We start from the raw sequence: 11,682 nt of genomic DNA on the forward strand, positions 1-11,682 counted from the left end.
CTTTAAGACTAATCATCATTTTACTCGTTTAAAAAGATGATTGCGAACAGTAAAACTGAAAATATTCCAAGTGGGAATCATTAACGCTACGCCTACCGTTTTCGTAACGAATAAAGTTCAAATATTTTCTCTTCCATTGGATAACAACCGTTGCCTGAATAAATGGTATAACCTGCTGGAAAATTGGTCTACAGGCATCAAGTCTTTTGGACATAGGTGAAAGGTGATTTAATTTGAAAAAGTCTACATCAATGTAGGCTTTTTTTCATACTATGTTTGAGAGGTGAGAAAAATGCCAAGAGTAAATTACCGAAATAATGACGTTTCCTTAATGGCAAGGATGATGAGAGCAGAAGCCGAAGGTGAAGGAAAACTTGGAATGCTATATGTTGGAAATGTCATTGTTAATCGTCTTGTAGCAAATTGTCTAGACTTTAAAGATTTAAGAAGCGTTAACCAAGTTATTTTTCAAGTCCAAGGTGGAAATTTTTCCTTTGAAGCTGTTCAAAAAGGAAATGTATTTTATCAAAGAGCAAGAACTTCTGAAAGAAGATTAGCCAAACAGAATCTGGATTATTGGCGGCAGCATCCAGGAAAATATGCCCTTTGGTATTTTAATCCGCATGCTCCATGCCCTCCAACATGGTACGATCAACCACAATCTGGTCAATTTAAAAATCATTGTTATTATGAACCAAAAGCTGGAACATGTGATAGTGTTTATAGAGGTTAGTGTTTCAAGTTATGGTGATAAAGAAAGCAATAAACTCTGTGACAACAGCTTTTACAAAAAAGATTTACTTATGAAGGAGATTTAATGCGCTCCTCCATAAGTAAATCTTCTGATAAGCGTTAAATAGGACCCTTACTTCTGCGTAAAGGTCCATTTATTGTTATTGAAAGGATCCCCTGGCCTTCTTAATCAACCAAAATGACATCAACCCCACAATCGCGATATATAATTCCACAACCCATAAATTTGTGAAATGGCCGGTCTGCACGAATACAAGCGGGAGATCAATCGCTGCATGAATGAGAATGACATAAACCACGTAAACAAATTTCTTTTTTACTACCGCAATCAATACCCATAAACTAAAGGCGATCTGCATGAACACTGCGAAGAACCGTTCGACACAGCCTAAGAAATAATAGGATACACCATTGTTTAACACGGTATCTTTAATCGCTGCAATCTGCTCGGCGGGAATTTGTCCTCCCAGCGTTTTTTCTAATGTACCTGCATTCATCATAAACGCAAACATAATGTTTGGCACGATCGTCATTAACACCAACAAAATTGCCTCGATGCCGCCCCAGCCGATTCCAAAAGAAATTCCGCTTTTATAATCACGGAATTTTTTTAAAAGCCAAGTGAATAAAAGGAAGCGGCCAAACTCTTCAAATAAGCCCGCTGCCAAACCACCGTATAGCCCAAAAGCCCAAGGGTGGTCCGCATAATGTGGAAAAGCCGTAATGACGGCAAGATGGAGCGCTTTTTCTAAAACCTGTGTAAACACCACGAATCCTATGGCACCTACAATTAACGGCTTGACTGCGACTCCCATTTTCTTACGATAATACCAAATCAATCCTATAAATAAGATGAACGCAAACACAATTGGAACAAACATCGAAATCATCTTTGCCGTACTAACCATTCTATTCTCCCCCTTATTAAAGCTTTCTCTCTAAATATTATCATTATCAATAATGATAATATTTTATTTACCAATAACTGTCAAGATTTATTTTCCATTTTTGTGTAAATTCATCAATCGCTAACGTTAAAATAATGGAAAGCAATATCTTATAGTCAATAAAAATAATTTACGGGTATTGGGAAATGATAAAAAAGATTATAAAATCAAAGGTCTTTTATCCACCAATCCAAAGTAAAAACATAATGAAACAACTGCAGACCCTTGTTTTAAACAAATGGAGACCTATTGATTTCTAACACAACTAATGGAGGAACTAGATTATGAAAAAAAGCTTAATCTTAATTGCAATCCTTATTTTTAGCCTTGACTTAACTGGATGTTCCAAAAATAACGTAAACAAAAATGATATTGTAAATCGTGGTCAAAATGTGACAAAGAACAACATCACAGACAACAGGAACAATATTGCTGATGATAATCGTTCTAAAATGAGAGTTGCCGATGATGCAGCTAAAAAAGTAGCAGACTTGTCAGAGGTGGACACTGCAAATGTTATTGTGACAGAAAATAATGCGTATGTAGCTGTAAAGCTTTCACCTACATCCCGGAATAAGGGTACTAATCATATTGAGCATAAGATTTCACAAAAAGTTAAATCGACTGATCGTGATATTAATCACGTCTATGTATCGGAAAACCCTGATTTTTATGATCGAATGAACACATATGCGTCTGATATACGTGACGGTAGACCCGTCTCAGGTTTCTTTAATGAATTTACTGAAACCATTCGTAGAGTATTCCCCAAAGCCAAATAAAATAAAAAAATGCTTGGCATATGCTAAGCCGTTCTCTTTTGGAGTACCCGCACCTAAAAAATCACCTATAAAAGCAGTGCATTTCTCATAAGAAATCGCACTGTTTTTTTTATTGATATAACAAGGTTTCTTCACCTTTTTGGATATAAATAGCGCATATAAAAACCATATTGTTAACACTAATCATCATTTAAATTATGGTACTTGCTAAATAGTATGCGATTTTAAATGCTAATGTAGTTTTGGTAAGGAGCTGTAAAGATATTATTCATATGCAATAAAAACAGCGACAAGTTTAATTTCACTTGTCGCTGTTTTTAAACTAAAGCACCCGTTTGTTGAAGTTCAAGGATATGTTTTCAAGTGTTTATAACTGATTAGTTCACCATTTGTATTTATCACAACTTCATCTTCCCCATAACCATTATGAGCAGCATAGTAAGGGTACACCTTCAATGTTATCTCATATAATCCACCAATCCCATATATCTGCTTTATTTTGAGGAGTTCAGTTTCAAATCCCGCCCAAGAAAGACCAAGTGCTTGTGCTTTTTTGTCGTCTTTATAAATTTGAGTAATCGCTCTATCTACTGAGTTTCTATTGCTCTTTATAAGTGCCATTTTTAGAGTTTCACACAATTCTGTATCAGCTTCGTTTATTATTTTCGCATTAACTCTTGTTTTAGTAACCACTAAAAGCATTCCAATTATAAGTATAACTGCGAACTTTTTCGTATGAATCACCTCAGTTTAGTTTTTTAAGAACTATAATGAATTATTCAACAATCCTGCCCAGTTTGCATAATAGGAAACGGGGTCGCCTCAGCATCCCGTCTTTTACATAAGCACCCATTAGTTTAAGTGAAATTCTTCACAAAATATCTGGAAGGAAGTTGCTTAAGTCCTAATGTAATAAAATAAGCCCTTTCTGTTTTTATGCAGAAGGACTTGAATATGGATTATAATTGATTCTATTTTTTTATCAATTCATCCCTATCAGGAGCCATAGGAGGCTGTTCTAGCCATCCATTTTTAATCATTATATTAGCCCCATCATCAGCATATAAAGCTATTTCAGCAGTAAGCCCTACATAATGCAGACTTAAATCCCTTCTAGGACTCATCGCCATACTTGTACCATAAAATCCAATACTTAGGGCAATAAGGGATGTAGTATAGTACATCATAAGTTTATCTGAAAAAGTATAAGCTGTAGACTCAGTTACATTTGAATCCCATGACATAGGTACTGGAAGGTAATCCTCTCTAAGGATAGATCCAAAAACATCACAATGCTTTCTTGCAATTTCTACACCTCTAAATAAAAACTTAGCTACCTCTTTTGACTGTGCAACTTGACTAAATCCTATTAAGGTTGCAACTCCAAAAGCATTTCTTTGAAAATTAACATAGAGGTTTGATATTTCTGTACCTACTAATGGTCTCTTTTCCCCAAAAAAGCCCTTAAGGAAACTTTGTTTTTTAACAAAATCAATATCATCTGGTATAGGTAAATAAGGAGACCTGATATAAAGACCCTTAGATAATAAAAGCTCTTTTACATCCCTAAGAAAATTTATTAATTGTGAAAGACACTCACTAAAATGACTGTAAACATCTGCCCTAACTGATACTGACAGATGGATACTGTATCCTTGCAGAGCAATTTGTGATGCTTGATGGAGGTAATTCAAAAAATATGTGTCTGAATATAACCTGGGAGCATTTACATTTACATCCTCAATAAGTTTAAATCCATAAGGTATTGGGTACTTTTCTTTGTTGAAAATCTCAGTTAGTGTTTTAAGATTTCCTTGAGCAATTTCAAAAGCATGTCTGACTAATGCTTTAATCTCTTCATCCTCAACTATGGTTAAAAAGTATTTAAACTGACAAGCAATGGCAGTATCATTAATATAGGATGTCCAAAGAGCTGTTATCTCTGCTGATGTAAGCTGTACATGATTGCCTTCCTCCATAAATAAACCTCCATCTAACCTAACAATCCTTTCTTATACAATATTCCCTAATTTTTCTAACAATATGTAAATAAAAAAGCCTACTGCTTTATTCAGTAAGCTAAAACAATTTATTATTACTTCCTAACCATTTCTGCCCGTTAGCTTAAGTGTATTTTAGTTGGGATAGTTTTTATGTTCCTTGTTGGGTATTTAGCAGTTAGAAATGGATAGAAAAGGGCAAATTTTATCACAAATTGGTGTCAATATTATAAACTAATACTTTTTGTTTCAAAGTCCCGCTAACCGGGTTTATAACAACTAGTAATTTCGTCAAGGCGAGGTGACATTTTAATTGGTGACATCAATTCAAGCGAGAAAAAGACAGAGGTATCATGTAACAATTAAGGGAAATGGAGAAGTAAAACACGTTGTTGTAATCGCTAATTCCCCTGAACAAATGAAAAGATTGGTCAGCAAACTTTATAATCATATAATTATCGACGATAATGGGGTAACATCTGGAGTAATTTCATTTGAGGTAACAGAATTATTATAATAAGGCTTATACCTTATTATTTTTTTGCTTTTTTCCGTACAAACATGAAAAAGCCGATGCCTGCTTGTTGAACTAACCTGGCCAGTTCGTATTCGGACCATTTTTTATTTGGTTTTATTATATCAGTAGCCAGGGTAGAACGTAACTGCCAGTGGGGCTTCGACCCCGTCAGCTAAACGGTTCGCCCCCTACTTGTAGAAACATGATTGAGGCTGGTTGGGACTTAGATCTCGCATAACAAGCGAAGCTGTGACACTGCATGAAGGAATTAGGGGTACTGCCAAATAACTAGTTTAGGAAGAGGAATTAGAAATGAATCCAGTCATTGGTCTGGATATTTCAAAAGGGGAAAGTCAAGTTCAGGCATTTTTAGATAAAGGCAAACCATATCGTAAGAGTTTTAAAGTTTCCCATACTATTGAAGGTCTTGATTTACTTGTAGAGTTTCTGGAGGTCGTAAAGAGAGAAACTGGTAAGAAACCACCTATCGTTCTAGAAGCAAAAGGACATTATCATTCCTCTGTTGTTCAATACTTGGAGGACCGTGGATATTTATTGATCATCATTAATCCACTGATTTCTTATAAAGCAAAAAGTTCAAGTCTTCGTAAAGTAAAGACAGATGCGGTCGATGCTTACCATCTCTGTGAGCTATTTTATAAAGAGGATCTTGAGCCATATAAAAAGCGTGGAGTTCAACTTTTAAACCTTCGAAATCTTACCAGACAGCACGAGAATATAACTGGGGTATTAATCCAAACAAAGCTACAATTTCAAGCCATTCTTGACCAGTTCTTTCCTGAATATAGAGGGGTTTTTGGCGACTTATATTCAGTAGTATCACTGTTAACTCTTTCAGAGTTTCCCTCTTCTGAAGATATATTAGACGCAAGTGTTGAAACCATAGCTGACAAAATCGCTCAATTATGTAAAAGCCGTTCATACAGATGGGCTAATGAAAAAGCTATTCAACTCAAAGCTGCCGCAGACCGAAATCCGTTTGAAAAGACTTTGTATCAGAGTCATATTTTGAGTCTTGGTATGTATATAAACATCATTCTTCAATATAAAGAGCACCGGGTACCTCAAAAGAGAACGGTTTAGGCATTTGCTAAGCATTTTTTTGGGCACACTATCACTTCATGCAGCAAGGATCACTTAAAAGAAATATCGTCTAATAGATCCAGTTTTCAAGACAAATCCATAAAATAAAAGCAGGGTATGGGAAATTTCCATACCCTGCTTTTATCGTTCTCCATGCAAAATCAGACCTGAGGCTTTCCTACAGGTCTGATTTGTTTAAAACGGCTCGATGGCTTTCTCATTTTTACCAGTTTGAGGCTGATTTTCAATTCTTCTTTCTTCGACTTCCTTTGGAATCTCTTTAAGGTGTTTATTTACTTCTTCTACTTGATTAGTGGTTCTCATTTCATCCATGTTCAAAAACCTCAATTCATTAAAATAATTTGATAAAAATAGTATGCAGCAGTTATGAAGATTTTATGTCCTTATGTTAAACAATTAAAAAGAAGCTCATCGATGGCAACAGCTGAATCTTCTTCAAAAAAGAACGAACTAGGTTTTTCTTTTATTTTTTTTTCCATTATAATGCCATCTTCCCTCCTCAATATCAGATAGAATTCCTCTTATGTATTCCTTTAGGTCTTCCGGCAAGTCATCTTTTTCTAGTTCATCCAGTGTAAAGTAAATGATCTGAGGAGTGGCTGCATCCATTACTTGTACTTGGGTCAGTGAATGACCTTTGATGTCTGAAATTTTCCTTGTCAGCATAATATGATAAGACATCTAATCACCTCTTTACCATTATAACAGAACTAACGTTCTTATTAGTAAGGTACTTAAACACTCTTTCATTTTCACTTCAAGAGAAAACCAATCAGTAAATCTAAACCGCATTCAGATATTTAAAGTCTGGCCTTATTCCACTAATTAAGTTTTTTCTACCCAACCATTTACGAACATGATAGAATCTTATAGTTGAGAAAGAATAGATGATGAAAGATGACATGTAGGTGATGTTGATGTGAAAGAAACTGTCTTAATTCAACAAAAAAATAAAGTTAAGATAAGGTTGGGTTTTCTAAAAAAAGACCTGGTCTTTACTATTTCCCTCGTTCTGGCAACCCTTAGCTGTTTCATTCAGGCACCAAAACTGGAGTATATTAATTTTCATGTGCTGATTTGTTTATTTAATCTTATGGTTGCTATCAAGGCTTTTGAAGAACTTAAGGTACTCGACAAATTGGCTATAAGTCTGTTAAATAAATGTAAAAATAGTAAATCCGTTTCTGCCATTCTTATTTTGTTATGTTTTTTTAGCTCCATGATTGTTACCAACGATGTAGCCTTACTGACATTTGTTCCTTTAAGTTTAGTGATCAGCAAAAAAACGACTATTCCCATGATGGAGACAGTTATTCTTCAAACCATTGCTGCCAATATTGGCAGCAGTTTAACGCCTATGGGAAACCCGCAAAATTTGTTTATCTATTCTTATTTTGGAATTAAACCGGTGCCCTTTTTTACAACCGTCATCTTTATGGCTATTCTTGGGATCAGTTCTCTGTATATTCTCATTCGAAGACTTAAGACCTTTGAACTAAAGGTGGATCTTACTCCGGTTATGATTGTGGATGGAAAAAAAGCTGTCGTTTGGGGAATTGTCTTGCTCCTCATTATTGCTTCTATTTTTGGAATCTTGCATGATCAAATGGCCCTCATGATCACAATCATGATTTCGATTGTATTAAATAAGAGGATATTAGTAAAGATTGATTATTTATTGCTTTTAACCTTTATCTGTTTTTTTATTTTTATCGGGAATATTTCTCATGCTGAGGCCGTACAGACCTTTGCAAGTACAAGCTTAAAAAACCCTTCTTCTGTTTACTTTAGTTCGATTTTTTTCAGCCAGATGATTAGTAATGTACCAGCCTCCATCCTTCTGGCACATTTCACACCCGATTGGAAACCTTTGTTATTGGGAGTAAATGTCGGGGGACTTGGAACCATCATTGCTTCACTGGCTAGTGTCATTTCATATAAATTGTTTATTCAATCCAATCCAAGTGAAGGTAAACCGTATTTAACCAAATTTACAATTTATAATTTTTCCTTTTTAGTATTTTTCGCTCTATTACAATACGCAATCTTAATCTTCTTAGGTATAATATAAAAGATGACAGGATCCTCGAATGATAGATGGATCCTGTCATTTATTAAATAGTTTATTATTTAACTGCAGTTAATTGTACAACTTCGTGGGTTGGTGGTATTGGATATCTCCCAATGAATTCTTGCGTTTCAACCTTTCAATTATTTTAATTTCAACTTAATGGTTTCACTCAAATAGCCTCTATCCCGATGATACAAAATAAGAGCGATAACTAAAATCCCCGCAGCTATGTAGATAGATGGATTCCCCAAATAAGTGGTCGAAAAGGTCCCTGTCAACGCACCAAATAAAAATGAAAGAATAATCATAAAAAATTCTTTGAATTGTTTTTTTGCTTCACGATCACGTTCTTTAATTGCCAAGTAAGCGGCTTGTGTCGCCGTTCTAAGATTACCTGTTGTCATCGTTGAATTGTATGCCCACTTGTCCAGTTTATTGAACGTAGAAATTTGCAAAGAAGAAACAAATGCAATACATACTGTTACCACGATGTTGGGAACACTTCTAGGCAGCAGACCTACAGTCATTAATACTAGACATTCTAAGATAAGAATGGACCTTCGATAGCTATGCAATACTTCTCTTATGTGTGGGATCTTTCCAATTTCTGAAACCAAAACACCCGATATGAATGCCAAAATAGGCGGAATATAAAGAAGAGATCCTCTCCAATCCTTGTTGGCTGCTTTTACAGCAAGTAAGACCATATTTCCTGTTTGGGCATTTGCAAACACTCCATCTCTGCTAATAAACGTATAAGCATCTAAAAAGCCACCAACGATAGCTAACAAAACACCTAAATAAATGGAGTTGGACGATAACGAAGGAATTTTATCTTTCATATTACTCTCCTTGTTTCGATTTAAAGATGTGATTAGTATTTCCAACTACAGCTGAAGACTAATAAACATTGTTTTAGGTAATGGGACCTAATTTACCAATACTTGAACATTAAGGTGTATACTAAGTAAGTTAATACTTCAATTTATTCGACCAGAAGGGACGGAATAGGATGGAAAAGAATCAAGATTGCATGTACTGTATGGAAGATGAAAGACGGGATAACCTGATGATTGAAATTGGTAAACTAAATGTATCCACTGTTTTTCTTTTTAAAGAGCAAACTTATCGGGGCAGATGTAACGTGGTTTATAATGGTCATGTGAAGGAGCTGTTTCATCTTAATGAACAGGAATCTGCAGCCTTTATTCACGATGTAAACCGTGTTGCCGAGGCATTGGATAAGATTTTCGAACCGAATAAAATCAATTATGGCGCATACGGAGATACGTTACACCACCTACATATGCATATTGTACCTAAATACGAAGGAAAAGAAAATTGGGGTTCTACTTTCGAAATGAACCTCGGTAAAACCTATTTGGCCGATGACGAATATACCGAAATGATTGGAAAAATTAAAACACAATTACAAATCGACTAATCATACCCAATGACCCTTTTCCAGTAAACAACGCCATTTGGAGGGTTAAAAAACACTTGGGCTGCCCCAAGTGTTTTTAATTATAGAATATCTCTTTTCAGATCGCTTTTAATCAGCTTGATCTCTCCATTTTTCGGGATTAATTCACTAATGTTTTCATATTTTTCTGAATGGTTTTGTTCCTCCATAGCATACTCCTTAAAGGAGCAGCTGAAGAGTTTACGGGCCACTTTTCCTTTTTCCCCAATTAGATTAAACCAGCTTTGCCCCACATAAAAAGGATTCGTTAGTATATGATCAATAATATAAGTTATACGGTCCTTTTCCTCATTTGGATTAAGTTTGGTTTTCAAAGAAAGGGCCAAGATAAAATAATTTTTAAATTTATCCAATTTCTTTATCATAAAGAGATTTTATGGATGTTAATAAATAATCGATATTTTTTTTATTTTTTGAATTATGATAATTTTTATTTAACAACTTTGATAGACAAGTCAATGACAAAGACAGAAAGGGGAGGAATGAAAAAAACATGAGACAAAAGGGGAGGAATTGTCATGTATAAATCGGGACTTAACATAGCAAATCGAATGGATAGGTTACCTATTTCGTCTGTTCACAAGAAAATAATTATTGCTTTAGCTGTTGCCTACTTTTTTGAATTCGCAGACTTGAATACGTTTTCATACGCTGCACCCGCATTAGTAAAACAATGGCATTTACCTTTAAATACTATCGCAATTATTAACTCCAGTGCCTTTTTCGGAATGTTTATAGGAGCTACTGCAGGGGGATGGCTTGGAGATAAGGCGGGAAGAAAGAAATCGCTCATTATTTCGCTTGTACTGTTATCTTTATTCTCTGCTTTGAATGCGCTTTCTTGGGATATTTGGTCGCTTGCAATCTTCCGATTTGTAACAGGGATGGCATCTTCGTCTTTATTAGTTAATGCGAATACGTATATTATCGAATTCTTTCCAAAAGCTGTTCGCGGTAAATATCAAGGCCTGGCTGTTGCGATTGGAATCACGGGTATTCCGATTACTGGTTATGTTTCCACTTGGTTAATACCTATGGCGGATTATGGATGGCGGCTCGTGTTTGTATGGGGGGCACTGGGGATCTTTGCGTTATTCGGAATAGTTAAATTGTTTGAATTACCCCGTTGGTATGAAATGAAAGGACAAGTAAGCAAAGCAAAAGAAACCTTGGAACAAATAGAAAAAATTGTGGCAGGTGAAAAAGGGCCCCTTGCTAAACCGGAGCCTGAAGTAATGATTGCTCCAGTTACTACAGGGAGAATGTCAGATATTTTCAAAGGGATTTACCTTAAACGTACGATTATACTTATTTGCGTTTGGATCCTTCAAACTATAGCCTTTTATGGCTTTGGGTCCTGGGTTCCAACATTATTAGTAAAACAAGGGATTGGAATTTCCCACTCTTTACTTTACAGTACTTTAATTACTTTAGGTGCTCCATTAGGATCATTAACTGGTGCAATGATCTCAGACCGCTTCGAGAGAAAAACAAATATTATTGTCTCTTGTTTCTTCATTGCAATTGCAGTATTTTTATTCGGAGCCACCCTAAATCCTGTAATGATTGTTGTATTTGGCTTCCTTATTAACTATATCGAAAGAACCTTCTCATCAAATCTTTATACGTATACATCAGAACTTTATGGAACCGAAGTACGTTCCTTCGGACAAGGTTTAACTTACGGCATCGGAAGAGCATCTAATATAATCGGACCATTCATTATTAGTTTTATTTACACTGGGTACGGATATTTAAATGTATTTCTTCTGATTTCAATTGTGTGGGCTGCCACAGCAGTAGCAATATTCTTTGGGCCACGTACATCTAAGCGAAGTCTGGAAGAAATCAATGGAACCCAGTCGTTAAATACCTACTCAGCATCATCCAATCTCTAATATTAATATTTTACTAATACGCAATTCCACGAAAAGGAGCTAATTAGTTTTTAGCTTCTTTTCTCTTTTTTTTCTAGCCGTCCGAATTTGATAGATTCCTTATTAT

The 11,682-nt window shown here is 35.3% G+C and carries 13 protein-coding genes and 1 pseudogene; 7 read left to right on the plus strand and 7 right to left on the minus strand.

Features of this window, described 5'->3' with window-relative positions:
• Nucleotides 1-292 precede the first annotated feature (292 nt).
• Nucleotides 293-733 carry a cell wall hydrolase gene (locus V7266_RS16250; protein WP_335469059.1) on the plus strand — a complete coding sequence of 147 codons (441 nt, stop codon included), beginning with the start codon at nucleotides 293-295 and terminating at the stop codon, nucleotides 731-733.
• Between the two features lie 160 nt (nucleotides 734-893).
• On the opposite strand, the gene V7266_RS16255 is transcribed toward V7266_RS16250, so the two are convergent.
• Entirely contained in the window at nucleotides 894-1,661 is a 768-nt protein-coding gene (locus tag V7266_RS16255) for a YhfC family intramembrane metalloprotease (protein ID WP_335469061.1), read from the minus strand.
• Between the two features lie 323 nt (nucleotides 1,662-1,984).
• Between V7266_RS16255 and V7266_RS16260 the strand changes: the two genes are divergently transcribed.
• Nucleotides 1,985-2,482, plus strand: a complete 498-nt coding sequence (locus V7266_RS16260; RefSeq protein ID WP_335469064.1) for a YhcN/YlaJ family sporulation lipoprotein — start codon at nucleotides 1,985-1,987, stop codon at nucleotides 2,480-2,482.
• Between the two features lie 345 nt (nucleotides 2,483-2,827).
• On the opposite strand, the gene V7266_RS16265 is transcribed toward V7266_RS16260, so the two are convergent.
• Both V7266_RS16265 and V7266_RS16270 read right to left on the minus strand, forming a co-directional pair.
• Nucleotides 2,828-3,184, minus strand: coding sequence for a DUF3888 domain-containing protein (locus tag V7266_RS16265; RefSeq protein WP_335469121.1), 357 nt, complete (start codon nucleotides 3,182-3,184; stop codon nucleotides 2,828-2,830).
• 269 nt (nucleotides 3,185-3,453) lie between these two features.
• Nucleotides 3,454-4,461 (minus strand): DUF3231 family protein, encoded by a 1,008-nt coding sequence (locus V7266_RS16270; RefSeq protein WP_335469066.1) that lies wholly within the window; start codon nucleotides 4,459-4,461, stop codon nucleotides 3,454-3,456.
• A 334-nt stretch (nucleotides 4,462-4,795) separates the two neighbouring features.
• On the opposite strand from V7266_RS16270, the gene V7266_RS16275 reads away from it, so the two are divergent.
• Both V7266_RS16275 and V7266_RS16280 read left to right on the plus strand, forming a co-directional pair.
• Nucleotides 4,796-4,999 carry a hypothetical protein gene (locus tag V7266_RS16275; RefSeq protein WP_335469067.1) on the plus strand — a complete coding sequence of 68 codons (204 nt, stop codon included), beginning with the start codon at nucleotides 4,796-4,798 and terminating at the stop codon, nucleotides 4,997-4,999.
• Between the two features lie 312 nt (nucleotides 5,000-5,311).
• Nucleotides 5,312-6,076: pseudogene (locus V7266_RS16280) on the plus strand (IS110 family transposase); the annotation flags it as partial.
• Between the two features lie 222 nt (nucleotides 6,077-6,298).
• On the opposite strand, the gene V7266_RS16285 reads toward V7266_RS16280, so the two are convergent.
• Nucleotides 6,299-6,436, minus strand: a complete 138-nt coding sequence (locus V7266_RS16285; protein ID WP_177177349.1) for a hypothetical protein — start codon at nucleotides 6,434-6,436, stop codon at nucleotides 6,299-6,301.
• 138 nt (nucleotides 6,437-6,574) lie between these two features.
• Entirely contained in the window at nucleotides 6,575-6,805 is a 231-nt protein-coding gene (locus V7266_RS16290) for a hypothetical protein (protein ID WP_335469071.1), read from the minus strand.
• Nucleotides 6,806-7,043: 238 nt separating this feature from the next.
• Here V7266_RS16290 and V7266_RS16295 point away from each other — a divergent pair, with 238 nt between their 5' ends.
• Entirely contained in the window at nucleotides 7,044-8,195 is a 1,152-nt protein-coding gene (locus V7266_RS16295; protein ID WP_335469073.1) for an SLC13 family permease, read from the plus strand.
• A gap of 140 nt (nucleotides 8,196-8,335) precedes the next feature.
• Here V7266_RS16295 and V7266_RS16300 read toward each other — a convergent pair whose 3' ends face one another.
• Nucleotides 8,336-9,037: a YoaK family protein gene (locus tag V7266_RS16300; RefSeq protein WP_335469076.1), complete on the minus strand. Its 702-nt coding sequence runs from the start codon at nucleotides 9,035-9,037 to the stop codon at nucleotides 8,336-8,338.
• A gap of 170 nt (nucleotides 9,038-9,207) precedes the next feature.
• On the opposite strand from V7266_RS16300, the gene V7266_RS16305 reads away from it, so the two are divergent.
• Nucleotides 9,208-9,639, plus strand: a complete 432-nt coding sequence (locus tag V7266_RS16305) for an HIT family protein (RefSeq protein WP_335469079.1) — start codon at nucleotides 9,208-9,210, stop codon at nucleotides 9,637-9,639.
• 80 nt (nucleotides 9,640-9,719) lie between these two features.
• Here the strand turns inward: V7266_RS16305 and V7266_RS16310 are convergent, their stop codons facing one another.
• Nucleotides 9,720-10,031 (minus strand): hypothetical protein, encoded by a 312-nt coding sequence (locus V7266_RS16310; RefSeq protein WP_335469081.1) that lies wholly within the window; start codon nucleotides 10,029-10,031, stop codon nucleotides 9,720-9,722.
• A gap of 165 nt (nucleotides 10,032-10,196) precedes the next feature.
• On the opposite strand from V7266_RS16310, the gene V7266_RS16315 reads away from it, so the two are divergent.
• Nucleotides 10,197-11,576: an MFS transporter gene (locus V7266_RS16315; protein ID WP_335469084.1), complete on the plus strand. Its 1,380-nt coding sequence runs from the start codon at nucleotides 10,197-10,199 to the stop codon at nucleotides 11,574-11,576.
• The last annotated feature ends 106 nt before the right edge of the window (nucleotides 11,577-11,682 follow it).

This window comes from Neobacillus drentensis, from assembly GCF_036965645.1.
GTDB classification, from domain to species: domain Bacteria; phylum Bacillota; class Bacilli; order Bacillales; family Cytobacillaceae; genus Neobacillus; species Neobacillus drentensis_D.